The following is a 25,420-nucleotide window of genomic DNA, read 5'->3' as shown; positions in this document are numbered from 1 at the left end:
CCGGTGTGCGGCCGGCGGGGGTGGGACGGGGCCGGGTAGGGGAGGTGGGGTCAGCGCTCGGCGCCGTACGGGACGGGGCGGGCGACCCCGGCCGGCACCGGGGTCCGCGGCGGCGGACCGTGGCGCTCGGCCACCCCCGGGGCATGGGCGGCGGGCGCGGCGGGCGGGGCCGGCAGGTCCAGGACCAGGGTGCCGTCCGCCCCGGCCGCGACCCGGCCGGAGACCGTCCCGGCGTACGGCTCGCCGAAGGCGCCGCCCTCGCCGTCCGTACCGATCCGGGTGCCCGCCGGCAGGGTGGCGGCCACCGGGACGCCCTGGGGCGCGCTCACCGTCACCGTGTCGCCGATCCGGTACGCGGTGACCCGGTCCGCGGCCAGCGCCGCGTCCCAGGCCGCGCGGTCGCGCAGCTCGGCGCCGATGGCGCTCATCGGCAGGTTGACCAGCGGGGTGTTGTCGGCGAACAGCCCCTGGTGGGCGTCCAGTACGCCGTCCAGGACCGGGTAGCCGATGCGGTCCTCGGCCAGGTTCGACTGGTGGATGAAGTGCGGCTTGGGGTCGCCGGAGAGCACATGGCCCAGCGCGGTCCGGGTCTCCAGCGGCACGATATGGCCGGTGTAGCCGGTGGCGGGGTCCAGCGGGGCGTCCAGACAGGTGGTGCCGGGCAGGTTCTCGCACAGTCCGCTGCCGCCCTGGGCGCGGCTGGTGTAGATCCAGTTGTACTCGTCGACCTGCTCGGACACCCGGCCCGCGTTGTAGAAGATGTTGATCGGGTGGCGGGCCACGGTGAGCGCCGAGCCGACCGGACGCTGGCCCGGGTCGCGGGAGTTGTCCGCGCCCAGCCAGGAGATCCCGTGGGCGGTGAGCGAGGGCGCCAGCTGCGGGTTGTCCTCCGGCTGCTGCGGCAGCAGCCTCAGCCCGGAGTGCTCGCCGGTCACCAACTCACCCGCCCGGACGGTCAGTCCGGCCTGCTCGGCCCAGCGCTGGTTGTCGGCGATCTGGTGGTCCAGCTCGGCCCGGCTCACCCACTTGGTCGTGCCGTCCGGGCCCACCGCGCACTTCCACGGCACGGTGGACACATCCTGCTCGCAGCCCAGATACGGGTGGTCGTAGGTGTGGTTGATCCAGCGGTACGCCTCGCGGTCGGCGATCAGCCGGTCGGCGGTGGGGTCGGCGCCGCCGTTCTCCTCGCGGTGCTCGACGCTGCCGCCGCCGTTGAACGCCAGGTCCAGGGTGAAGCCGCGCCGCCGCGACCAGTCGGTGGCGTGCGCCACGTCGGCCGGGGTCATCCGGATCGGGTTCGGCGTGCCGGTGCCCGGGGCGCAGTCCACATCCCCGGGGGTGCAGTTGAGCGTGCTGTCCCAGCGGTCGTCGGCGGCGAACACATCGTCCACATGGACCGCGAAGTGGTGCCGGGAGGTACCCAGGCGCACCGACTGGGTCATCCAGTCCACGATGCCCCGGGCCAGCAGCCGGAACTGCTGCTGGTGCTGGTTGTAGGCGAAGGTCACCACCAGCTCGCGCCGCCCGTCGTGGCGGTACTCGCCGACCAGCACCCCCCGGTCGGTGCGGCCCGGGATCGGCGCCTCCACATAGGGGGTGAAGTCCGCCCCGGCGGCCGGCTTGGAGAGGAAGGCGTAACTCTCGTTGACGGTCGGTGAATTGTCCTCGAAGGGTACGGCGCCGTCCAGATAGCCGAACGGACCGGAGCGGCCGGCCGCGGTGACCTCGGCGCGCACCCCGTCCACCGAGCCCAGATAGCCCCCGTACACCGGGTAGTTCAGCCCGTTCTGCGGCCGGGCGTAGGTGTAGGCGTCCACCTGCGGCACGCCGTACGTCTTCTCGTAGGCGACCAGCGCCGCCATCTCGGCCGAACCGGCCGGGAACGGCTCGTCGTTGGGCAGCACCACGGCCTGGTACCTGGCCCGTGGCCGTCCGTCCACCGTGTCCGCCAGGAACGCCGCGTCGATCACCGGCCGGTTCGGCCGGGTCAGGTCGACGAGCGTGTACGGCGTACCGGCACCGGCCAGTTCGGCGGCGATCGCCGCCGTGGCCGGTCCGCCGTCCGAGACGACCAGGACGCGCAGGTCGACCCGGGCGCCCTCGGCGGCGGCCGCCGAGGCGAGCGGCGCCGCCGGCACCCCCGATCCGAGCAGCAGCACACCGGCGGTCAGCACGGCCGTGCGCAGACTCCGCTTCATGCGGTGACATCCCTCCCCATGGAGCGGTCCCGGTTTCCCCCTCCGGGCACGCCCCCATCCCCCCGGCGTGACGGGCGCCCGCTTCCGGGGCCGTCGCGCCGCTCCGACGCGTCACATAGTGCGGCCTGTGTGGATGCTTCGTGTGCATGACGTGGAACATGGCGGAAAAACGCAGCCGTAACCCGGCCATCGCCGGGCAGAAGAAACGCCCCTCCGCCACCCTTCCGTGCTCCTCCCCGGATCACCGCCCGACCCGTGTCCTGGGCGTTCGGGACACGGGCCGAGCGGTGTCCGGCGCGGTGGCGGGGCATGGGCCCGGGGCATGTGCGCCGGGCTTCGGCGCCGCCACCGCCGAACCATCCGCCCCACCGATGGTTTTCAGCCACGCGCGGACAGTTCGGGGGAGCCTGTCCCGACGTGCCCGGACCACCGGTGGAAGCGGATGGGGCAGGTGGTGCGGGTGGTGCGGTCAGGAAGCGGCGGAGCCGGAGGAGGCCGGTGCGCAGACGATCCGGGTCTCCGGCGTGGAGACCACACCGTCCTTCGAGGACTGGCCGCCGTTGTACTCGTAGTAGAGGTACGAGTAGAAGCCGATGTATCCGTTGCAGCCGGAGTCCGGGGCGATCGTCAGGGCGATGTCCACGCTCCGCTGCGCGCCGGGCGGCACCGGGACCGCGTAGTTGACGCCCAGGCTGGTGCCGCCGGTCCCCGAACAGGTCACGCCCTGGGCGGTGCAGGAGGCGAAGCTGTACTTCAGGTCCGGGCGCTGGGTGGTCGGCCAGGTCGGCTGGATGGACTGGTAGACGAACCAGACGTCGGAGTCCTGGTTGTTGGTGAACGTCATGGTGACGTTCACGGTGGAACCGGGGGTCGCGGTGGCCTGGCTGGTGGTGAAGACCAGGTCCGGTCCGGCCGCCGCGGCCCGGGGCGCGGCCGCGGCCGGCAGGGCCGTCCCGAGCAGCAGGGCGGCGAGGGCGAGCAGCGCGGTGAGGGACGCTCTGGTGAGGTGTGTGATCCGCATGGCGCGGCACGCTAGGACACCCCGCGCCGCCCCGTCTGCCCCCGTCCCCGGCGCCCGGCGCACACCCGGCTCGAACCGCACCGGCCGGCCGCCTTCCCGCGCGCCGCGCGGAACGGGCCCGGGCCAGGGCGTGACCCTGTGTCAATCCACGCTCACAGCGAGGACAGGGCGCGAAAGGGGAATGGCGGATTTCGGGCGGCTGCCCGTGCCGCGGGGGTTGCCGGGATCACCGCCCGGCGGCCTGCCGCTGCTCCCCCGCCGGACGCAGCGCGGTGTACAGCCCGGCCCCGGCCGCCAGCAGGATGACGCAGCCCGCGAACACCAGCCCCGCGGTGCGCAGCCCCAGCCGTACGGCCAGCGCCCCCACCCCCACCACCGGCAGCGAGATGCCCAGATAGGCCACGGTGAAGAACGCCGAGATGGTGCCGCCGCGGTGCTCCGCCGGGGCCGCGCCGCTGACCAGGGTGAGCGCCGCCCGGAAGGCGAGCCCCTGGCCCACCCCGCCGAAGACCGCGCCGAGCACCAGCAGCGCCAGCGACTCGGCGAGCAGCGAGGAGCCCACCAGGGCGAGGCCCACCACCAGCACCCCGCACCCGGCGGGCAGCGCCCGGCTCGCCCCGAGCCGCTGGGTCAGCGACTGCCCGGCCGTCGAGGCGGCGAAGACGGAGAAGACCACCGCCCCGGCGACGGCGTGGTCGGTGACGCCCAGCGTCTGGGCCGCGAAGCTCGGCGCGACCGCGGTGAACAGCCCGAGCAGGGAGAAGCCGGCGAACGCGGCCAGCGCGGCGGTGCCGAAGACGCCCTTCACTTCCGGCGGCACCCTCAGCCCCTGGGGCCTCAACGGGGGCCAACGGCGCGGGTGTTCCACCGTCTCCGGCAGCGACCAGGTCACCGCGGCGGCCACCGCGACCAGCCCGAGGTGGATCCAGAACGGCCAGGCCAGCGGGTGGGAGGTGTACTGGGCGAGCACCCCGGAGAGCAGCGGACCGCAGCCGAGGCCGCCCATGTTGGCCGCGGTGGCCGCGAACCCCGCGCGCCCCTTCTGCTCCGGCCCGGCCAGCTCCAGCACGGCCGCGGTGGCCGCGCCGCTCAGCAGCCCGGCCGCCCCGCCCGAGAGCACCCGCCCCGCGAAGAGCAGCGGCAGCCCGGCCTCCAGCAGGAAGCACCCGGCACTCGCCGCCGACAGCCCCATCGCGACCAGCAGCACCGGCCGCCGCCCCACCGCGTCGGAGTAGTTGCCGGCCAGGACCAGGACAGCGATGACCGCGACCGCGTACACCGCGAAGACGACGGTCACCATCAGCTCGGAGAAGCCGATCTGCTCCTGGTACAGCCCGTACAGCGGGGTGGGCAGGGTCGTCCCCGCCATCCCGACGGCGAACACCAGCGCGGCGGCCAGATACCCGGGGTGCGCCCCCGTGCGGCGAGCCCCCGCCGCGTCCTTGCGAGCGATCATCCCCGCACCCTACGGGCGCGGGCCCGGTCGCCGGGAGTACGGCGCGGTGCGGCCGCGGGGCGGCCGGAGTGCGGGCCCGGGCAGCCCGCACCCGCGCCGACGGCACGGGTGCGGGCGGGCCCTGCGGGTATGGCCCGTGCCGCCTCTGGCGGGGTGCGGGTCACCCGGGTCCTGGTGCGGCACGGGCACGGGCCCATCGCCCCCTCGCAAGGGGGGTGGACCTCCAGGGTCCTGGGGCACGGGCCCTGCGGCGGCCCGAAACGGGCGACCGGGCCCGACGGGGGCCCGCTACGCGAGGCCGGGCCGGGCTCACCCGCCCGCTCGGCACACCGCGCACCGCGCGCCTGGCGCCCGGGGACGGGGGCCCGGCCGGGCACTAGGCGGGCGTACCAGGACGGCTGGCCCGTGTGCGTACCGCGGCTCTGGAGCCGCCCACTCAGCCCGGGAGGGGGTAGGTCACCCGGGTGGCCTGGGCGGGGCGGGTCTCGGGGTAGCTGAGGGTCAGCTCGGTGAAGCGCCGCAGGTCGGGTTGGGCCTTCCAGACCTCGGCGCGGTCCAGGCGGACGGTCACCGGGTACGAGCGGAAGGTGCCGACCGCGCAGTAGGGGCGGCAGTCGTTGACCACGTTGACGCCGGTGCCCACCGCGCCGTCCGGGCCCCAGGAGGTCCAACGCAGCTGCGTCAGGCGGTTGTTGCCGTCTCCGCAGGCGATGATGTAGTCACCCGGCCGGTCCTGCCCGCGCGCGGCGCAGTCCACGGCCACCACCTCGGAGGCGGGCGGGGCCTGCGGTGCGGCCGCGGAGGCGGGCATCACCGCGGCCGCCAGTCCCGCGGCGGCGCAGAGGGTGAGCGTCGTCCGGAGGGTGTGTCGTCGCATGTCGGCTCCCAGCGGCTCGTCCCCGAGCTCTTCCAGGATCCGACGGTAAGGCCGACCGCCCGGGCCCACCACTCGAACGGGCGAAAGCCCTGGTCGCGGCGGTCAGCGCAGCAGGGCGCAGACGTACTCCTCCTGCACTGCCCGCACCTTCCCCAGCAGCTCCGGCTTGAGGGTCTTGTTGGTCTGCGTGCTGATGGTGAAGGTGAGCGAGCGCCGGCCGTCCTTGGTCGCCGCCGCGAACTGGGTGTAGCCGGGGAAGTTGCCGGTGTGGCCGTACACCGTCCCGCACCGGGTGGTGTAGCGGAACAGGGCCAGCCCGGCCGCGTTGGTGCCCGGCCCGGCCGGCTCCGAGGCGCCGCCGGCCCGGAAGGTGTACTGGGCCTCGCGGACCGTGCCGGAGACCAGCCGCCCGCCCGCGTAGCCCCGGACGAACCGGTTGAAGTCCCGGGGGGTGGCGACGATGCCGCCGGATGCCCACACCCCGGACGCGCTCAGCGCCTCGCTGGCGTCCTCCGGCGCGGCCGGCGGATCGACGTCGTAGCCGTGGAGATAGGGCTCCGGCAGCCGGTAGCCGCCGGGCAGACTGGTCTCCCGCAGGTCGAGCGGCCGGTACACCAGCTCGGCCAGCAGCTTCTCGTACGGGCGGCCGGTCACCGCCTCGGCGATCAGCGCCACCGCGATGTTGTCCGAGTTGGAGTAGCGGTAGCGGGTGCCGGGCCGGAAGCCCAGCGGCTCGTCGGCGACGAAGTCCAGCAGCCGGCGCGGGTCGAACCGGCGGCGCGGGTCCTCCACCACCAGCCGCACGAACTCGGCGTCGGAAGTGTAGTCCGGAAGTCCGCTGGTGTGGTTGAGCAGTTGGCGCAGGGTCACCGCGGACCAAGCCTTCGGCAGCCGGGGGAGCAGCCTGCCCAGGGTGTCGTCCAGGCGCAGCCGGCCCTCCTCGACCAGCTGGAGCGACACCGCGCCGGTGTACATCTTCGAGGCGCTCGCCAGCCGGGTGTGGTCGCCGGGCCGGGGCGGCCGCCCGGTGCCCAGCTCGGCGGTGCCCGCGGTGAGGACCTGGCGCTCGCCGTCCCGCTGGAGCACCGCGATCACTCCGGGCGGCCCGCCGGGCGTCCGCACCAGCTGCTCCAGCTTCCCGCGCAGGCCCGCGTCCCGACCGGGGTCACCGGCCCGGTCCGCGGCCGCGGTGCCGGGGGCGGCGGCCAGCGCGGTGGCGACCGCCGCGGCGGCGGTCAGCAGCGCCAGCGGCCGGGCGGACCGGCCCCGTACGGCACCGCGCCGGCGGGAGCGGCCCGCCGGCACGGCATCGGACGGCGAGGGGAGGGACCCGGAGGAGGGACGGAAGCGGGCAGGTGGCAGCATGGCTGGTTCCTTACGGTGGGGAGTGGTGGGGGAGGGTGTGCATCGCCCGGGTGGGACGCTGTGCGCATCAGACTGACCGGGCCGCCCCTCGGCCGTCCTGGCGTGCTGCGCCAACCGGTCCAACCCCCGGCACCCCCGGGCGCCCTCCCGCCCCGCCGCCCGCGCGAAGCCGCCGCGGCGCCCGGCGCCGTGGTGGCCGGATCATGCGCCTCACCGGCCCCGGTGGCGACCGGATCGGGGCCGGAGTGTGTCCGGTGCCCGGCGCGAGCTGGGAGGATGGCGCCGCCTGGGCGATGGAGCCGGGCCCGCCGCACCGAGAGGGACACCCTGGCTGTGAGCACCACCGGCCTTGAGCAGACCGACGTCGAGGCGCTCGTCCGTGCCGGACGCGGCGGACGCAGCGGCGCGCTGTGGCGACTGGGCCGCCGCAACCGCCAGCTCGACGCCAACGTGGTGCGCGTGCCGCCCGGCGCCCCGGTCGGCGAGCATGTCGAGTCCCAGGTGGACGTGCTGCTGGTGGTGGTCTCCGGGACGGGCGCCCTGGTGGTCGACGGGGTGCGCCGGGAGGCGAGCCGGGGGGCCGTGGTCTATCTGCCGCGCGGCGCCCGGCGGGCCATGGAGCCCGGCCCCGAGGGCATCGTCTTCATCACCGCCCACCGGCGCCGCGCCGGACTGCGCATCGGCCGCACCCGGCCGGCCGGCACCGGCGAGGCGGCGCACTGCACGGTGCACCGGGTCTGCCGGGAGTGCCACCGGCACGCCATCGAGGTGGACGCCCGCTACTGCAGCCGCTGCGGCACCCCGCTCCCGGCCCGCCCGCCCAGCTGAGACCGGGAGGTCAGCGGCCCGCGCCCGCCGGGGGCTCGGTGGCCGCGGACGACACCGCGTCCGTGGTGCGCTTCTCGTCCTCGGCGGAGGCCGCCGCCCTGCCGCCGGGGTGGGTCAGCGCCCAGAGGTAGCCGATGCCCAGCGCGATGGCCATCCCGTAGAACACCCACTGGTTGGCCTCGGCGAAGTCCAGCCGGATCGCGTCCATCGCATCCCGCATGGCCGTCGCCACCGGCCCGTCGCCGGCCGGGACATGGCCGTCGGGATGGCCGCTGACCGCCTCGGCGACATCCTGGGCCACCGACCGCGAGGCGCCCGCGGACAGCCCCCGGGACTCCAGCGAGGCCACCACCCGCTCGGTCATCACATGGTTGAGCAAGGTGCCGAAGACGGCCATCCCCACCGCCGCCGCGAAGTTGCGGATGGTCTGGGTGATCCCGGTGACCTCGCCGTAGGAGGCGCCGATCGCCCGGTTCACCGCGTCCGTCGAGGCCGGTGACAGCACGAAGCCGATCCCCGCGCCGGCCATCGCCGCGTACGGCCACTGGTCGTGCATCGACAGATCGGTCAGCTTCCCCGCCCACAGGGCGAACCCGACCGCGCCGAGCGCACAGCCCAGCTTCAGCGCCGGCCGCGCCCCGCTCCGGTCCACGATCCGGCCGCCCCACTGGGAGGCGATGCCGAAGCCCGCGAAGAAGTACAGCAGGAACAGCGCCGCCTGGTTGGGCGAGGCGCTCAGCGACACCTGCGCGTACACCGAGGCGAAGAAGAACACCGGGACGAACGCCAGCATCGCGAAGAACAGCACCAGACAGTCCGCGCGGAACGCCCGGTCCCGGAACACCCCGAGCCGGATCAGCGGATCGGCCACCGTCAACTCGTACCGGCAGAAGAGGGCCAGCACCGCAAGGCCGCCCGCGACGCACAGCCAGGTCAGCGGGGAGGCCCAGCCCCAGGCCGAGGCCTGCTGGAGCCCGAGCACGCTCAGCCCCATGCCGGCCACCACCAGCCCGGCACCCACCGCGTCCAGCCGCTCGGGGCGGCGTACGTCCCTGATCCGGGCCAGCGCGGTGAGCACCAGCGCGACCACCGCCACCGGCACATTGACCCAGAAGATCGCCCGCCAGGTCCAGTCGGTGAGCCAGCCGCCCAGCAGCGGGCCGATCGCGGTCAGTGCGCCGGACAGCCCGAAGAACAGCGCCAGCGCCCGGCCCCGCCGCTCCACCGGGAACACCGCCACCACCACGGCGAGCGCGGCCGGGAACATCAGCGCCGCGCCCATGCCCTGGGTCACCCGGAAGACCACCAGCCACGGCTGGGCGAACGAACCGGACGGCACACAGCCGCACAGCACCGAGGAGAGGACGAACAGCAGCGTCCCGGCCACCGCCATCCGGCGCGGCCCCAGGATGTCCGCGAGCCGCCCGCCGAGCGCGAAGAACGCGGCCAGCGACAGCAGATAGGCGTTCACCACCCACTGCATGCCGGAGGAGGACAGCCCCAGCTCGTCCACGATCTCCGGCGCCGCGATACTGACGATCGTCTGGTCGATGAAGGTCATCGACACCGCGAACAGCATCGCCGCCAGTGCCAGCGGCTGCCGCCCGGCCCGCGCCCCGCCGCCCGTCGGAGAAGCGGATCCCCGTGAATCCGGTGGAACGGCCGCGGTCCTGCCCCGTGGGTGCTTCATACCCTCCGATGGTGCGCGCCCGGCGGGCGTCCCGCAGCTCAGGACGGCAGGCGGCGGGAATTCGGTTGCGGCTGGTCCGGTGATCACCGGACAGTGGCCCGATGCACACGGCACCCCTCATCGACATCCGTCCCGCGACCCTGGCGGACGCCTCCCTGGTCTGCGACCTGCTCAACGCCGTCGACACCATCGAGATCGGCCGCCCGGACACCGATCTGCACGCGGTCGAGACCGACCTCGGGCACCCGGAGGTCGACCTGGCCCGGGACTCCTGGCTCGCCTTCGAAGACGGCCGGCTGGTGGCGTACGCCATCGTCTGGGACGACTCCGGAGCCGAGCGCATCGACCTCGACCACTATGTGCTGCCCGACCACCAGGAGGCGGGTGAGCGGCTGCTGGCGCTGGCCGAGGAGCGGGCCGTCCAGCGCGCCGGGGGCAACGGGGCGGCCAGGGCGGTGCTCCACCTCCAGCTCAACTCCCGCCCCGCCACCGACCTCGCCGTCCTCAAGCGGCGCGGCTGGAGCCCGGTGCGCCGCTACCAGGCGCTGACCCGCGCCCTCGGCGGCATGGACCACCGCGTCCCCGAGCCGCCCGCCGGGCTCGTCCTGCGCGACTGCGCCGAGGAGGCCGACCGCCGGCTCGCCCACGCCCTGCTCCAGGAGACCTTCCGCGAGCACTTCGACCACCAGCCGCGTAGCTACGAGCAGTGGCTGGACGATATCGGGGCCCGGCACATCGACTGGTCCCTGGTGTGGATAGCCGCCCTGGACGGCGCCGACGCCGCGGTGATGCTCACCCGCGACGACCGCGCCGCCATGGGCTGGATCAGCAACCTCGGGGTGCGCCGGGACGCGCGCGGGCGGGGGATCGCCGGGCATCTGCTGCGCCACGCCTTCGCGGTGTACGCCGCCCGGGGCCGCGACACCCTCGGCCTCGGCGTGGACACCCTCAACGCGACCGGCGCGCTGCGGCTGTACGAGGCCCACGGCATGGCACCGGACTTCTCGGTGGACACCTGGGAGGCGGTGCTGCCGGTCACCTGACCGCCACGTACGGGACCCGGTGCCGCGCTCAGAGGCCCAGGGCGGTCAGCAGGCCGTCCACCGCGGCCGACCAGGGCCGGCGCCGGGCCAGCTCCACGCGGAGCGCCTCGGCGGCGGCGAACCGGTCCTCCCGTTCCCGCAGCATGCCGTCGATCGCCCGGGCCCAGGTCTGGATGTCCCGGTCGGTGTCCCCTGACATGGGCACCACCCAGGACGCGGCCCGCTCGTCGCCCAGGACCTCGCGCAGCAGCACGCCCAGCCCGCTGCGCTCGCTGACCAGGATCGGGGTGCCGTCCATCACGGCCTCCACCCCGACCAGGCCGAAGCCCTCGGCGCGGGACGGCATGATGAGCAGGCCGGCCCGCTGGAGGTCGTCGTCCAGATGCTCCGGATCCACCGTGTACGGGCGGGGCACGACGCTGAGCCGCGGCTCGGCCGCCCAGGTGTTCAGCTCGGCCAGCTGCCGCCTCGCCGCACCGCTCGGCACCCCCCGCACCACCAGCTCGATGCGGCGCAGCTTGGCGTCGTCCCGCCAGCCGGCGACCAGACCGCAGGCCGCGGCGGCCAGGTCCAGCCCCTTGAGATGGGCGTCCTCGGTACGGCCCATGAGCAGCACGGTCAGCGGCGTTCCGTCCGGCACCCGGCGCGGCCGGACGTCGGTCAGGTCGAACCCCGGATCGAACCGCAGCGGAGGGGTGTCGTCCCGCCGGGCGAAGTGGCCGAGGAACCGGCCGTGGAGCACGGGCCCGACCGCGACCAGATGGTCCGCCGTGCGCCCCAGGGCGACCTCCATCCGGGTCCGGTTGTCGGCGCTCTCCGCCTGGTCGTCGCCCCCGTCGGCCTTGTGCCACTCGATCTCGTCCGGGGCCATGTGCACGAAGTGCAGCTTTCTGGCGCCGGGGAAGTGCTCGGCCTGGATCAGTGCGGCGCGTCCGGTGACCCGGCCGTGCCCGATGACCAGGTCGGGGGCCAGGTCCCTCGGCAGGTCCAGCCGCCGGGCCAGATTCGCCTCCCCGGCCAGCGGCTCGCAGCGGCGCAGGGTCACCCCCTGCGCCTCGGCCCCGGCCACCTCGGCCTCGGTGGCGTCGAGTACCAGGCACACCACCCGTACCTGCTGCCGGGCGAGGGCCAGGCAGAGCTGCCGGCTGAAGGTGGACAGCCCGCCGTGCGCGGAGCCCCACTCGGTGGCCACCACCAGGGCGGTGCACCGCTCCAGGACCGCCGCGGGCGGTATCGGCGCGGCGGCGGTGGACGGTGCGCCGGTCGCCGGTGCCTCGTCCGCCGGGGTACGGAGGTAGTCCGCGTACACCGGGGAGAACAGCCGTACCGCCGTACCGTCCCGCACCGCCACCCCGGCCGCCCGGAGGTCCCGCAGATCCTCCCGGGGGAGCGAGGAGACGGGTGCCCCGTCGGCGATCTTCCGGAGCAGGTCGGTGCCGCGACCGGAGAGAGCCAGGTCGACCTCCTCCGTCAGCCGGCCGAAGTACGACCGGAACGCCGATTCCTCCTGTTCCAGGGCTGCCGCCAGATCCAACTGACTTGTTTGCAGAACGCCTTGCAGCAGCCGACGGCACAGCAGGGCCAGCAGATGCGGATGGCGGCCCGACCAGGCGAGGATCTCCGACTCCAGCGCCCGCAGGTCGGCACCGGCCGCCCGGCCCCGGTCAAGCAGCGCGGCGGTCTCCGACGGGGTGAGCAGACCGACCTCGCAGCGCTGGGTGATGACACCGTCCAGCCGTGATCCGCCCATCGCGTCGGCCTCGATGGCGAAGACCGAGCGGCGGGAGACGGTCACCAGCCCCACCGGGTAGTACGGCTCGCTGACCAGCGCGCGCAGCAGCAGATAGCCCGACAGGTCGACCAGCACCCAGGGGGCGCGGTCGAAGTCGTCCAGCACCAGCAGGACATGGACCCGGTGCTGCTTGGCCGCCTGGAAGAACGCCTTGACGGCGCTCTCCACGTCGTACCACCCCCGGGCCTCCTGGACCACCCGGTCCAGCGGGCCCAGCTCCCCGACCTCGGGGAAGCGGTCCCTGACCTCGCGGGTGAACGAGCGGAACAGGCCGAACACCGACTCCTGCGCACCGATGTCCAGCCGGACCACCGCCAGGTCGCTCCGGTCCATCCCGAGCAGGGCGTGGTCCACCAGGCTGGTCTTCCCGTACCGCAGCTGGCCCAGCACGCTCAGGTTCGCCGGGCGGCCCGGCTTCCGCCAGACGTCCCGGACCTGCTCCACCAGTGCGGGACGGTCGGTGAAGTCCTCGCCGCGCACCGGGAGTCCGGCGTGGCGGTAGGGGTTCTCGGCGCTCACAGGCTTCCTTCCGGGTGGACGTGGTACAGCCGCAGCCACGCCTCGTACAGGCCCACCACGAACTGGTACGTGTCACCGGCCCGGCGCACGACCTCGCGGGAGACGAGATGGTCGAGCAACTCCCGGGACAGCGGGCCCTCGTGGCGCTGCTGGATCGCCTCCCAGGTGGCGTGGCCGCCCCGGCAGGCACCGGCCGCCGCGACCAGGCAGGCCCGCAGGGCCGGCCCGGTCCACCGAGGGTCGCCGCCCTCGGGCGACTCCAGGCCGTCGAAGTCCGCCGCCCGCAGGTCGTCCAGCAGCTGACCGGTGACCCGGCGCACATCGGCGTCGGTCACCTGGGCGGCGTGCTCCTTGTTCATATGGTCGATCAGGGCGCAGCAGAACCGCTGCACGTAGTAGGGGTTGCCCCCGGTGAGCCGGACGATCTCGGCCAGCGCGCGGGGGTGGTAGCGGCTGACCTGCCCCTCGGCCGTGGCCAGCAGCACCGGGCGCTGCATCAGCGCGCGGGCGTCGGGCTCGGCGAGGCAGGTGACCCGCTCCAGGCCGAACACACCGAACGCGTTCGGATCGTCCTCCACCAGCCGCTCCACCTGCGACTGGCCCACCAGCACCAGATGGAACAGCCGGCGCTCGATGATGGCCTTGAACATCCGCATGAACGAGGGCGGTACGAGGCCGTCGCGCATCCACTGCTCCATGTACTGGAACTCGTCGATGAACACCACCAGCGGCGGGCGGCCCGGTCGTGCGGCACCCTGCCGGACGAACAGCTCGGTGCAGTCCGCCACCGGGTCCGGGCTGTCGATCAGCCGCTGCCGGTCGAAGCCCTCCGGGACCAGGCGGGCTCCGCTCCCCGGTGCCTTGTCCGCGCCGTCCAGGATGCGCCACAGCAGGGTGCCCAGCAGCCGCCGGCCGTCCTCGCGCCCCATCGGCGTCAGCTCGCCGAGGTTGCCGACGTCCACCACCGGGTGCCCGTCCTGCTCGTACAGCCGGCGTGCCAGCTCCAGCCGCACGGAGGACTTCCCGGTGCGCTTCTGCCCGAACAGCACGATGCCCGCGCCCGGGGTGGAGGCCGTCGTCAGCCGCGTGCGGACCCGGCGGATCAGCTCGTCGCGTCCGAACAGCATCTCGGAGTCGCCCACCGGGCGTCCGAGGGCCCCGGCGGCGAACGGGTTGGGGTCGACCGGCTCATGGCTCCGGTCCAGCTCGACGGTCAACCGCCGCCGCACCAGCGCGTCCTTATCCGTGCGGCGGGGCCGATGGCCCAGGCGCAGATGCACATGGAGGACGACGGCCTCCTGAGCGGCGGCCTCGGTGAGATCCAGCAGGACCTGCACGGTGACAGCCGTACCGCCCTCCACCGCCCGGGGCAGGGCGATCCGCTCCTCCCGCGGGGTGTAGACCCCCGTCACCGCCGCCGCCTCGATCCACGCCGACTCCAGGGGAGCGCTGCGCTCGTCCGGGTTGCCCACCTCCACGTCCACGGTGGCCGTCCGGCCCAGCAGCCGTGCCTTCGGCAGCGCGGCGTCGAGGCGGGGCCGGGGCGGGTGCCGGGCCGCCAGCTTCTCGCGCTCCGCGGCCGCCAGGAACTCGATCCGGGCCGCGGCGGGCTCGGAGAGCTCGGCGGAGAGCTCGGTGGGCGCGTCCCGCACCGAGGCCCGGACCAGGGCCGCGTGCCGCCCGGCCGCGCGCAACGCGGCGTCCCGCTCGTCGAACCGCCGCCGCTCCAGGAAGTCGGTCAGCTGACCGAGCGCGCGGGCGATGCCCTCCAGCTCCAGGGTCCTCGGCGCCCCTTCCGCCAGCCGGCTCGCGACCCGCTCGGTGCAGTCGACCAGGGAGTCCTTCTCCAGCCGCAGATCGGTCAGGGCTCCCAGTTGGTGGGCCAGCCGGCGGCGCGCGCGATGCCAGGCGTCGACCGCCGGGTCCCAGGCCGCGCCGCTGCGCAGCGCCACCGTGTCGGTGCCGAGCCGGTCGCGGACCTGGCGCAGCGCGTCGGCGTCCCGGCGCAGCGCCTCGCCGATCAGCCGGGCGGCCTTCCGCCCGGTGGCCACCAGCGGCACCAGCAGGTCGCAGGCGCCCGGCCCCTCCGTCCGGAAGTGCGCCCGCAGCGCGCCCGCGAACGCGGCCGCGTCCGACGGCACCGCCGGCCCGCCGAGGTAGACCAGAGCGGCCGAGCGTATCTCCGCATCGGTCGGCGCCGGATCCAGTTGGCGGAGTGCGGCCAGGCACAGGCTCCGGGAGGACTCCACACTCTGGGCCCGTACGGCGTACGCCAGGGCGAGCAGCCCGCTGAACCGGTGCCGGGTCGCCTCGGGCCGGCCGCCCGCCTCGGCGGCGAGAACCGCGGCGGACAGGAACGCGGACGCCTCGGCCATGGACCACTCGCCGGCCGGCCGGTCGTCCGCCCCCGCCAGCACGGCGGCGACATCGTCCCGGCTGACCGGCCGCTGCTCGTCCCGGGCCCTGCGCAGCAGTTCCGCCGCGGTGTCCGAATGCTCCTTCTCCACCAGGGCGGTGAGGGCGTTCCTCCGGGTACCGGCCGGACCGCCGCGGTCCGTGCGGGCCAGCGCCGAACGCAGCTCCGGGTCGACCCGCGGGCTGGTCTGCGCACAGGCCCCGGCCAGGGCCAGGGCCGTACTCGTGCCCAGCGCCAGGCACGCCTCGATGACCGGGCTGGCGTCCGCCTCGGAGGCCCAGGCGAGGATGATGCCGCGCCAGCGGGCGTCCTCCAGATGCTCCACCAGCAACCGCACGGTGCCCTGGGCGCGGATCTGCGTCGCGGTCAGGACATGCTGGAACGAGCGGTGGGCGAAGGCGTAGACATGCTCGGAGCGCTGGACGAGCAGGCCGTCCTGGACCATCAGGTGCAGGAACTGCTCCGACTGCGCGGAGCCGGAGGGGTCGGATCGGCTCAGCACTTGACCGATCGCCCGGCCGGCCTCGGCGGAGGTCGCCTCGTCCCGCTCCGCCTCCGTCATCTCCAGCGCCAGCACCTGGATGATGCGCTTCTTCTGCTCCGGCGTCAGCTTCAGCGGCCCGGGACCCTCGTGCACCCAGCGGCGCGACAGCAGGGCGTCGACCAGGGCGCCGGAGAGGGTGAGGGGGTTGTCGGGGAGCCGACGATCGCGTCCCAGGCCCCTGGCGACCAGGGCGAGCGCCGCCGGGTTGCGCACCAGCTCCAGCACGTCCGGCCGGCCGCGCAGTTCCTCCAGCAGTCCGTCGGCGATGACGCGGTGCCGGGTCACCGGATACCAGAGCAGGCCCTCGGCCGAGCGCGACCACTGCTCCAGGAACTCCGTGATCTGCTGGTCCGAGAGGCTCTGCACGGTGAGCACACCGGTGATGCCGGTGCCGATCAGCCGGTGCGCCGGGGGCCGCGAGGTGATGACGAAGTCGTTGCGGGGGTAGCGGCGCAGCTGCCCATCGATCCACCGGGACACGTACTGCTGCCGGACCGGGTCGGTGATCTCGTCCAGGCCGTCCAGGATGACCAGGCAGCGGCCTTGGCCGAGCATGCGCTCCAACCAGCCCTCGGCCCGTCCCGGCATACCGCCCGGCAGATGCGCGAGCTGCGCGGCGACCAGGCCCGGAAGCGTCACATGCGGGCCGTGCAGGAAGTCCTCGGCGTGGTCGCGCAGACCCAGGAGCACCGGTATCGACCGCCGTGATCCGAGTTCGCCCCGCGCCGCCTTGAGCGCCAGTCTGACGGCCAGTGAGGTCTTGCCCGCTCCGGGGCCTCCGACCAGCAGAAACGCCTTCGGCTTGTCGTCTCGGCCCAGGGCCTTGGTGATCGGCGTACGGATGGTGCTGTCGTCCACGACGACATCAGGAGCGACCGGCAGCCCGTCACCTGGCACGGCGTGCTTCCCGGACGCCTCGGGAACCAGCTTCAGAAGCCGCCGGCTGACGACTTCGACATGCGCCAGATACTGCTGCCGTAAGCCGCCCGCGGAGGAGCCCAGGCGGCGCATCACCACGCTCGCCACACCGCCGGCGGCCCCGGCGGCCGCGGTCAGCCAGGAGGTGGTCGCCTCGTTCGACAGCACCTCAAGGATCCCCGGGGACAGGGCCAGGGCCGCGCCCGTCCCCGCTCCCGCCGCCGCGAGCCATAACCTGGCCGCGGTCCGATTTCCCACTGCGCAGCGCCCCCGTGTCCCCGACCTCGTGCCGCCGGGCGGCACGGTGGCCGCCGGTCTCTTTCCGGGGGGAACGGTACCCGCTGCGGCCTCCCGTGGTTCCCCCGGTGACCGGATCCGCGGCGACCGGGTCAGCGCCCGCCGGGCGCCCGCCCGGCCGCCCCGCCCCCGGCGCGTCCGCGCAGCGCCTGGAGCACCGCCCAGACCACCGACACCAGCGGCACCGCCACGACCGCGCCCAGCACGCCCGCCGCGATGGCGCCGCCGATGACGGAGAACGCCACCACCACGGGGTGCAGCCGGACCGCCCAGCTCATCACCAGCGGGTGCAGCACATGCCCTTCGAGCTGGCCGATCAGCACGATCAGGGCCACCACGATCAGCGCCGCCACCACCCCCTTGGCGGCCAGCGCCACCACCGCCGCCACCGCGAGGGCGATGGGCGAGCCGATCAGCGGGACGAACGCGGCGAAGAACTCCAGCAGGGCGAGGGGCAGCGCGAGCGGCACCCCGAGCAGGAAGAGCGCCAGGCCGACCAGGATCGCGTTGGTCGCGGCGACCAGCACGATGCCATGGGTGTACCCGGTGAAGGTGCGCCAGGCGGTGCGGCCCGCCAGCGCCGTGCGGGGCCGTACCGACTCCGGCAACTGGCCGCAGAACCAGGCCCACTGGCGGTCACCCGAGTAGAGGAAGAACACCGAGCTGAACAGCGCGAGCGCGAAGACCGTCACCACCTCCACCAGGCGGCCCGCCCCGCTGATCGCCGTGGAGATCAGGGTGGAGCGGTGGCTGGCGAGGAACTGCCCGATCCGAGCCTGGAGATCGGTGAGCGCATGCGGGTCCAGCCGGAACGGCGGCCCCTCCAGCCAGCGTTCGATCCGGTCCACCCCCGTGACGAACTCCTGCACCAGCACCCGCCGTTCACCCGCCACCGCGTCACCGACCAGGGCCAGCACCCCCAGCACCAGCACGATCCCGGCGAGCAGCGAGACGGCGACGGCCAGAGCGCGCGGGAGCGGACGGGCGAGCAGGTCGACCAGTGGGCGCAGCAGCGCCGTCACCACCAGGCCGAGGAACACCGCGACGCCCAGCTCATGGAACCGGCCCAGCACCGCGAACACCCCGTACACCGCGGCGGCCACCACCAGCAGCCGCCAGGCGTGCGCGGCGGCGGTGCGCAGCGGCGGATAGACCCGCGTCCCGGCCTCCGGCCCCTCGGCCCCGGGCACCCCGGTCGGCTCCGGTACGCGGCCCCGGGTCATCGGGTGGGCCGCCGCCCGGGCGTAGGGGCGGACGGCGGGACGGGCGGGGCCACGGGACGGGCGCCGCCGGGAGGGGCCGCGGGGGTCCTCGGGGGGCTGTACGGGGGTGGGCATGCCTCCACCTGCTACCACCCGCGTACCGACTGGCCGGTGAGCGGCACGCCCCCGCGCCGCCAGGCACCCGTCCGCCGTACGGCCGGCGAGCGGTGAGCACGGTGGGCCCCGTACGGCCCGCGCCAGAGAGCGCTCTCCCACTCCCTTGACAGGGTCACGCCAGCAGCGCTTCACTTCCCGAAGGCTCACAGGTACGGACCAACGGCCGCCGCGGACGAGCCGCCCGCCGCGCGCCGCCGCCCCACGCAGCCAGGACGACCCCCCATCCCCCCGCCCCCACCCCCGAGGGACGCCCATGTCCACAGGTCTACGCCGTCTGACCCTCCGTTCGACTCTTGTGGTGGCCGCGCTGCTGGCCACCGCGCTCGCCACACCCTCCGCCGCCCCCGCCGCCGCGCCCGCTCCCGACCGCCCCGCGGCCCCGGCCGCCGTCCAGGCGGTGACCTTCGAGGACACCTTCGACGGGCCGGCCGGCTCGGCCGTGAACGGCTCCAAGTGGCAGATCGAGACCGGCGACAACGTTGCCAACCATGAGCGGCAGTACTACACCGCCGGCAACGCCAACGCCGCCCTCAACGGCCAGGGCCAGCTGGTGATCACCGCCCGCCGGGAGAACCCGGGCAACCACCAGTGCTGGTACGGCCGGTGCGAGTACACCTCCGCCCGCCTGAACACCGCGGGCCGCTTCACCACCACCTACGGCCGGGTCGAGGCCCGGATGAAGGTGCCGCGCGGCCAGGGCATGTGGCCCGCCTTCTGGATGCTGGGCAACGACCTCGGCCAGGTCGGCTGGCCCAGCAGTGGCGAGATCGACATCATGGAGAACGTCGGCTTCGAACCGCGCACCGTGCACGGCACCCTGCACGGCCCCGGCTACTCCGGCAGCGGCGGCATCGGCGCCGGCTACACCCTCCCGAACGGCCAGGCCTTCGCCGACGCCTTCCACACCTTCGCGGTGGACTGGTCGCCCGGGGCGATCACCTGGTCCGTGGACGGCACCGTCTACCAGCGCCGCACCCCCGCCGACCTGGGCGGACGGCAGTGGGTGTTCGACAAGCCCTTCTTCCTCATCCTCAACCTCGCCGTGGGCGGCTACTGGCCCGGCGACCCCGACGGCTCCACGGTCTTCCCCCAGCAGCTCCTGGTCGACCATGTCCGGGTCACCACCTCCGACGGCCCGGCGCCCGGCGGCGCCCTGCGCGGGCTGGCCGGCAAGTGCCTGGACGTCGCCGGGGCGAACACCGCCAACGGCACCCCGGTCCAGCTCCACGGCTGCAACGGCTCGGCCGCCCAGCGGTGGACCGTGGGCGGCGACGGCACCGTACGGGCGCTGGGCAAGTGCCTGGACGCGGCGGCGGCCGGCACCGCCGACGGCACCCGGGTCCAGCTGTGGGACTGCAACGGCACCGGCGCGCAGCGCTGGTCGTACAACGCCGCCACCCGCGACCTGGTGAACATCCCGGCCGACCGGTGCCTGGACGTCCGGGACAACAACCCGGCCGACGGCACCCCCACCCAGCTGTGGACCTGCACCGGAGCCGCCAACCAGAAGTGGGTCCTGGGCGGCTGACCCCCCGCCCGGCCCGGGCGGCCGCCGCGCTCTCCCGGCGGCGGCCGCCCCCGGCCCCGTACACACCACCCCAACGGCTGTATGGCGAGCCGCGGCCCCCGGCGCGGCGGCGCATATCGTCCCCTTCGCGGAGGCCGCCGGGCCCCGCACGCGGAAAGGGCGGCCCCCGGTCGCCGCGACCCGACGCCAGGCCAGGGGGCCCATGCTCGCCTACACCGTCATCGCCGGGATCCTGTTCACCTGGGCCCTGCTGTCCCACCGCCTCGCGCGCTGGAGCATCACCGCCCCGATCGCCCTGATGGCCGCCGGGATCGCCCTCACCTACGGCGACCACCCGCCGCTGACCTTCGAGTTCGACAACTCCGCCTTCGAGCACGCGGTGGAGGTCGTCCTCGCCCTGCTGCTGTTCGTGGACGCCACCGAGGTGCCCGGAGCGGTCATCCGCCGCGAACGAAACCTCACCGCCCGGCTGCTCGCGGTGGCGCTGCCGCTCACCCTGTGCGCCGCGTTCCTCGCCGGCTTCGCCTGCTTCCCCGACCAGCCGGCCTGGCTGCTGGCGGCGCTGGCCACCGTGGTCGTCCCGCTGGACCTCGCCCCGACCACCGCCGTGGTCCGCGACCGGCGCATCCCGGCCCGGCTCCGCGAGGTGCTCAACGTCGAGGGCGGCCTCAACGACGGTGTCATCTCACCGGTGTTCCTGCTCTGCATCGCCATCGGGGTGGAGTCGCACTCCGGCGGCTCCACCGACTACGCGGAAGCCCTGCTGGAGGCGGTCACCGCGGCCGGCTGGGCGCTCGCCGCCGGCGCCGCCACCGGGCTCACGGCCGGCTGGACCCTGCGCCGGTCCTGGGAGCGGGGCTGGACCCAGGCCTCGGCGACCAGACTCGCCGTACTCGCCGTCCCCATCGCCGCGTACACCCTGTCGGTGGCGCTCGGCGGCAACGGCTTCGTCGCCTCCTTCGTCGCCGGGGTCTGCTTCGCCCCCACCCTCGCCCGGGTGGGGCACTCCGCCGTGGAGATGACCGACGACGTGGTCACCCTGCTGACGCTCGCGCTCTGGTTCGTCTTCGGCCAGATCGTCAACAACGAGTTCTGGGACGGCTTCGAGGCGCCGGTCGTGCTCTTCGCGCTGCTCGCCGTCAGCCTGGTGCGGATGCTGCCCGTGCTGCTCGCGCTGATCGGCACCCCGCTCTCCCTCGGCGACCGGCTCTTCCTCGGCTGGATGGGCCCCCGCGGCGTCACCTCGATCGTCTTCGGACTGCTCGCGGTGGTCGAACTGCCCGACGAGCGTGGCGGGTTCATCGCCCAGGTGATGGTGATGACGGTGATGCTCAGCATCATTCTGCACGGGCTGAGCGCCGAGCCCCTCGGCCGCCACTACGCCCGCCGCACCGCCGCCCGCGACAGCGGCGGCTGACTACCTCCCGCCGACGTCACCCGCGCGGGGCCCGACCGCCCCGCAGACAGGCCCAGGCCAGCACCGCCAGGAAGGCGGCGGTGACCAGGGAGCCGACCGTGACCGGGCCCGAGCCCTCCAGCGCCCGGCCCAGACTGCCCACCGCCAGTGCGCCGAACAGCAGGGCGAGCAGTACGCGCATCCGTCGCATCGCCGGAGACCTCCCTCGTGGCCGGGACCACCACGGTAGCCCCGGCCGGCCCCCGGCGACGCGGTGGGACGGCAGTGGCGGAGCGCGGTGCGCCGTCCGCGCCGCGCTCCACCACCGCGTCCTTCGGCCGCCCCCGCCGCCCGGCTGGTGGCGCCCCGCCCCGCCCCCGTGTCCGCGGCGGGGCGCCACACCCGCCCCCTGAAGGTGCGGTCGCGGTGACGACGCTACGGGCGGGGGCGCCGGAGCGGCGTCCGGCCAGGGGTGGACTTCCGGCCACCCCCCGCGCGGCAGTACGGCGGTTCCTGCGCCTTCCGCGGTACCGCGGAAGGTGGACGTGCGCCCGCGCGCCCGGGGCTACGCTGCGCTGATGCGGAAAGGCCCGCTCCGCCCCCTCGCCGCCGACGCGCTGGTCGCCACGGCGCTGACGGGCGTCGCCGTACTCCTCGCCCAGGAGTCCACCGCCCAGCGCTGGCCGCCGCTCGACGCCACCGGCTATCTGCTGCTCGCCCTCGCCAATCTCCCGGCGGTGGCCCGCAACCGGGCCCCGGTCGCCGTCTGCGTCCTCGTCCACGCCGTCTGGGCCTGCTATGTCACCCTCGGCTACTGGCCGGTCGTCAACGCCTCCGCCTCGATGCTCATCGTCTACACGGTGGCAGCCCTGCGGCCGCTGCGCACCGCCGCGCTCTGCGCCGGCCTGATGAGCGCGGTGTGGATCTACGCCGGGGCCATCGACGGCCGGTCCGGGATGGCCGCCGTCCTCGCCCAGGCAGCCGGATTCCCGCTGGTCCTGGTCCATTTCGGCCATCTCACCCGGCGCTCCGCCGAACTGGCCCGCAAGCTGGCCGAGGAGCAGCGCGAACGGGCCCTGCGCGCGGTCGCCGAGGAACGCGGCCGGATCGCCCGGGAACTCCACGACGTGGTCGCCCACCATATGTCGGTGATCTCCGTCCAGGCCGGGCTGGCCCGCTTCGTCTTCGACTCCGACCCGGGCACCGCCCGGGGCGCGCTCGCCCATGTCGCCGGCACCAGCCAGGAGGCCCTGGAGGAGATGCGGCGGGTGCTGAAGGTGCTGCGCGCCGACGAGGAGAGCGCCCCGGCCGGCCCCATGCCCGGACTGCACCGCCTCGGCGACATGGTCGACCGGGTACGGGCCGGCGGGCAGCCCGTCACCCTGGAAGTCGCCGGTGAGGAGCGCCCGCTGCCGCCGGGCGTGGACCTGTGCGCCTACCGCGTGGTGCAGGAGGCCCTCACCAACGCCGTCAAGCACGCCCCCGGCGCGGCCACCCGCGTCCACGTCCACTACGGGCGGGACTATATCGCCGTGTCGGTCGTGGACGACGGGCGGAAGGTGCTTTCGGACAAGCCGGCCGACAGCGGCGGACACGGCTTGATAGGCATGCGCGAGCGCGCCAAGCTGTACGGCGGGACCATCAGCACCGGCCCGCGCGGCGAAGGGGGTTGGGCCGTCAGGCTCACCCTGCCGACCTCCGCGAGGACCGCACCGACGGGGGACGGCACAACGGAATGACCACCGAATGACCAGGGTGCTCGTGGTGGACGACCAGTTCCTCATCCGCGCGGGCCTGGTGGGCCTGCTCACCGCCGCCCCGGGCATCGAGGTGGTGGGGGAGGCCGCCGACGGCGAGGAGGCCGTCGCCCTCGCCTCCCGTACCCGCCCCGACGTGGTCCTGATGGACATCCGGATGCCCGGCATGGGCGGGATCGAGGCCACCGAGCGCATCCTCGCCGCGGCTTCCGCCCCGCCGCCCCGGATCCTCGTCCTCACCACCTTCGACCTGGACGAGTATGTGTACGGGGCCCTGCGCGCGGGGGCCTCCGGCTTCCTGCTGAAGGACTCCGGCCCCGAGCGGCTGCTCGCCGCGGTGGCCGCGGTCGGCGGCGGCGACGCGCTCTTCGCCCCCAGCGTCACCCGGCGCCTGGTGGAGGCCTACGCCCGCCAGAGCGCCGACGAGGCGACCCGCCGCCCGCCGGACCTGGACGCCCTGACCGATCGCGAGACCGAGGTGCTGAGGCTGACCGCCCGAGGCCTGAGCAACCTGGAGATCGCCGGCGAGCTGTTCATCAGCGAGGCCACCGTGAAGACCCACCTCAACCGGGCCATGGGCAAACTCAGCCTGGACAGCCGCGCCCAGGCCGTCGTCATCGCCTACGAGTCCGGCCTGGTCACCCCCGGCCGCTGAGGGGCCTGCCTCCGGTGGCGCCTACAGGGTGGCCCCCACCCGATATGGGTGTCAGCACCGATGGCCGGGAGACGAGGGGCGGGCGATCATGGAGGCACGCCGGTCCCGGCACCCGCGAAGCCGGGGTGTCGCCCGAAGACGCGGTGTCGCCCACGGGCGGCCCGCTCACCGCGGTGGCGGCTGAGCCGGACCGGCGCACGGTTCCCCCCTGGGCCCGGGAGCCTCGGGCGCGGGAGCCGCACACCGTACGCCCTGACCGTCCGTGTCCCGCGGGCCGGCCCACCCGGCCGCCGCGGGACGCGCCGACCCGCCCGGGAGGACGCATCCGCCCCCGCTCGACCGCACAGCCCGACCCCCGCTCATCCGCAGACGCCCCGGCGGCGCGGAGAACCCCGGCCGAGGCCCCGTCGGCCGCGACGAAGGCGGTGACCCGTGGGACACGCTGAGACCCTGCTCGCCATGGGCGGCGCCTTCCTGGCGGCCGCCTTCCTCGCCCGGCTCGGCAGCCGCATCGGGCTGCCCACCATTCCGCTCTTCATGCTGGCCGGCATCCTGCTCGGCCCGCACACCCCCGGCCTGGTCCTCGTTCAGGACCCGCACGACCTGGACATGCTCTCCGCGCTCGGGCTGGTCCTGCTGCTGTTCTATCTGGGCCTGGAGTTCCATCTCGACGACCTCAAGAGCGGCGGGCGGCGGCTGCTCGCCGCCGGCTCGGTCTATCTGGTGCTCAACGTGGGCGCCGGACTCGGCTTCGGCTTCGCCCTCGGCTGGGGCGCGCGGGAGGCCCTGGTGCTGGCCGGGGTCATCGGCATCTCCTCGTCCGCGATCGTGACCAAGATCCTCATCGACCTCGGGCGGCTCAAACGCCCCGAGACCCGGCTGATCCTCGGCGTCATCGTGGTCGAGGACATCTTCCTCGCCCTCTATCTGGCCGCGCTCCAGCCGGTGATCGGCGGCGCCCAGGGCCCGGCCGAGATGATCCTCCAGACCGCCAAGGCCTTCGGCTTCCTGCTGCTGCTGGCCGCCGTCGCCCGCTACGGCATCCGGCTGGTCGGCAGGCTGATCGCGGTCCGCGACAACGAGCTGCTGGTCATCAGCTTCCTGGGCGCCGCCGTGCTGGTCGCCGGGGTCTCCGAACTCCTCGGTGTCGCCGACGCGATCGGCGCCTTCATGGTCGGCCTGATCTTCGGCGCCACCTCCTCGGGGCCCCGTATCCGGGAGCTGGTCCATCCGCTGCGGGACGCCTTCGGCGCGATCTTCTTCTTCGGCTTCGGCCTCGCCATCGACCCCGGGGATGTGCTCTCCGTCGCCGGTCCGGTGCTGATCGCCGCCGCGCTGACCGTGGCCATGAACGTGGCGGCCGGCCTGTTCGCCGCCCGGCTGCACGGGTTCGGACCCGAACCGGCCGCCGGGATCGCCACCACCCTGCTGGCCCGCGGCGAGTTCGCGCTGATCCTGGCCGCGATGGCGGCCTCCGCCGGACTGGACGAGCGGCTCGCCCCGTTCATCGCCGGCTATGTGCTGGTGCTCGCCGTGCTCGGCCCCATCGCGGCCGGCCGCTCGCACTGGCTCGCCCGGGCGCTGCGCTCGACCGGCGGCCTGACCCGCGCGGAGGGCTGGGAGCGCGGGGAGGAGGAGGGCGGACGGCGGGAGGTGAAGGAGGACGCCACCGCCTGCGGCTGAGGATTCCCGAAGGGGCGGGGCCCCGTCAGGGGGACGGGGCGTGTCCGGAAGGGGGCGG

17 protein-coding genes are annotated in these 25,420 nt (G+C 74.6%); 7 read left to right on the top strand and 10 right to left on the bottom strand.

Annotated elements, in window-relative coordinates:
* Positions 1 to 50: 50 nt before the first annotated feature.
* The 5 genes from ABZ945_RS21240 to ABZ945_RS21220 form a co-directional block, all read right to left on the bottom strand.
* Positions 51 to 2,198 (bottom strand): hypothetical protein, encoded by a 2,148-nt coding sequence (locus ABZ945_RS21240; RefSeq protein ID WP_361271662.1) that lies wholly within the window; start codon positions 2,196 to 2,198, stop codon positions 51 to 53.
* Positions 2,199 to 2,667: 469 nt separating this feature from the next.
* Positions 2,668 to 3,219: a hypothetical protein gene (locus ABZ945_RS21235; protein ID WP_361271659.1), complete on the bottom strand. Its 552-nt coding sequence runs from the start codon at positions 3,217 to 3,219 to the stop codon at positions 2,668 to 2,670.
* A gap of 226 nt (positions 3,220 to 3,445) precedes the next feature.
* Positions 3,446 to 4,675, bottom strand: a complete 1,230-nt coding sequence (locus ABZ945_RS21230; protein WP_361271656.1) for an MFS transporter — start codon at positions 4,673 to 4,675, stop codon at positions 3,446 to 3,448.
* Positions 4,676 to 5,111: 436 nt separating this feature from the next.
* Positions 5,112 to 5,552: a hypothetical protein gene (locus ABZ945_RS21225; RefSeq protein WP_361271653.1), complete on the bottom strand. Its 441-nt coding sequence runs from the start codon at positions 5,550 to 5,552 to the stop codon at positions 5,112 to 5,114.
* A gap of 102 nt (positions 5,553 to 5,654) precedes the next feature.
* Positions 5,655 to 6,917, bottom strand: coding sequence for a serine hydrolase domain-containing protein (locus tag ABZ945_RS21220; protein WP_361271650.1), 1,263 nt, complete (start codon positions 6,915 to 6,917; stop codon positions 5,655 to 5,657).
* Between the two features lie 333 nt (positions 6,918 to 7,250).
* On the opposite strand from ABZ945_RS21220, the gene ABZ945_RS21215 reads away from it, so the two are divergent.
* Positions 7,251 to 7,745 (top strand): cupin domain-containing protein, encoded by a 495-nt coding sequence (locus ABZ945_RS21215; RefSeq protein WP_361271648.1) that lies wholly within the window; start codon positions 7,251 to 7,253, stop codon positions 7,743 to 7,745.
* A 10-nt stretch (positions 7,746 to 7,755) separates the two neighbouring features.
* Here the strand turns inward: ABZ945_RS21215 and ABZ945_RS21210 are convergent, their stop codons facing one another.
* Positions 7,756 to 9,324 carry an MFS transporter gene (locus tag ABZ945_RS21210; RefSeq protein ID WP_361271645.1) on the bottom strand — a complete coding sequence of 523 codons (1,569 nt, stop codon included), beginning with the start codon at positions 9,322 to 9,324 and terminating at the stop codon, positions 7,756 to 7,758.
* A gap of 212 nt (positions 9,325 to 9,536) precedes the next feature.
* Between ABZ945_RS21210 and ABZ945_RS21205 the strand changes: the two genes are divergently transcribed.
* Entirely contained in the window at positions 9,537 to 10,478 is a 942-nt protein-coding gene (locus ABZ945_RS21205) for a GNAT family N-acetyltransferase (protein ID WP_361271642.1), read from the top strand.
* 28 nt (positions 10,479 to 10,506) lie between these two features.
* Here ABZ945_RS21205 and ABZ945_RS21200 read toward each other — a convergent pair whose 3' ends face one another.
* From ABZ945_RS21200 to ABZ945_RS21190, 3 genes are all read right to left on the bottom strand, one after another.
* On the bottom strand, positions 10,507 to 12,789 hold the full coding sequence (locus ABZ945_RS21200) for a glycosyltransferase family 4 protein (RefSeq protein WP_361271640.1): 2,283 nt from the start codon (positions 12,787 to 12,789) through the stop codon (positions 10,507 to 10,509).
* Positions 12,786 to 16,835 (bottom strand): NACHT domain-containing protein, encoded by a 4,050-nt coding sequence (locus tag ABZ945_RS21195; RefSeq protein ID WP_361271637.1) that lies wholly within the window; start codon positions 16,833 to 16,835, stop codon positions 12,786 to 12,788. The genes ABZ945_RS21200 and ABZ945_RS21195 overlap by 4 nt, the downstream gene beginning before the upstream one ends.
* Before the next feature lie 221 nt (positions 16,836 to 17,056).
* A complete protein-coding gene (locus tag ABZ945_RS21190) occupies positions 17,057 to 18,301 on the bottom strand; it encodes an AI-2E family transporter (protein WP_361271634.1) in 1,245 nt (414 codons plus the stop codon).
* Between the two features lie 295 nt (positions 18,302 to 18,596).
* Between ABZ945_RS21190 and ABZ945_RS21185 the strand changes: the two genes are divergently transcribed.
* On the top strand, positions 18,597 to 19,871 hold the full coding sequence (locus tag ABZ945_RS21185) for a family 16 glycosylhydrolase (protein ID WP_361271632.1): 1,275 nt from the start codon (positions 18,597 to 18,599) through the stop codon (positions 19,869 to 19,871).
* 202 nt (positions 19,872 to 20,073) lie between these two features.
* Positions 20,074 to 21,288 (top strand): cation:proton antiporter, encoded by a 1,215-nt coding sequence (locus ABZ945_RS21180; RefSeq protein WP_361271629.1) that lies wholly within the window; start codon positions 20,074 to 20,076, stop codon positions 21,286 to 21,288.
* 16 nt (positions 21,289 to 21,304) lie between these two features.
* On the opposite strand, the gene ABZ945_RS21175 is transcribed toward ABZ945_RS21180, so the two are convergent.
* The gene (locus tag ABZ945_RS21175; protein ID WP_361271627.1) at positions 21,305 to 21,478 is read right to left on the bottom strand and encodes a hypothetical protein; all 174 of its coding nucleotides are present in this window, start codon (positions 21,476 to 21,478) and stop codon (positions 21,305 to 21,307) included.
* Between the two features lie 367 nt (positions 21,479 to 21,845).
* Between ABZ945_RS21175 and ABZ945_RS21170 the strand changes: the two genes are divergently transcribed.
* The 3 genes from ABZ945_RS21170 (at position 21,846) to ABZ945_RS21160 (ending at position 25,362) form a co-directional block, all read left to right on the top strand.
* On the top strand, positions 21,846 to 23,006 hold the full coding sequence (locus ABZ945_RS21170) for a sensor histidine kinase (RefSeq protein ID WP_361271624.1): 1,161 nt from the start codon (positions 21,846 to 21,848) through the stop codon (positions 23,004 to 23,006).
* Between the two features lie 7 nt (positions 23,007 to 23,013).
* Positions 23,014 to 23,679 (top strand): response regulator transcription factor, encoded by a 666-nt coding sequence (locus ABZ945_RS21165; RefSeq protein WP_361271622.1) that lies wholly within the window; start codon positions 23,014 to 23,016, stop codon positions 23,677 to 23,679.
* A gap of 432 nt (positions 23,680 to 24,111) precedes the next feature.
* Complete coding sequence (locus tag ABZ945_RS21160; RefSeq protein WP_361271621.1) at positions 24,112 to 25,362, top strand: cation:proton antiporter; 1,251 nt, start codon at positions 24,112 to 24,114, stop codon at positions 25,360 to 25,362.
* The last annotated feature ends 58 nt before the right edge of the window (positions 25,363 to 25,420 follow it).

The organism is Streptomyces sp. NPDC046887 (assembly GCF_040644755.1).
Classification (GTDB): Bacteria; Actinomycetota; Actinomycetes; order Streptomycetales; family Streptomycetaceae; genus Streptomyces; species Streptomyces lichenis.
The sequence above is the reverse complement of the archived record's forward strand: the minus strand, read 5'-3'. Positions and strand labels throughout refer to the sequence as shown.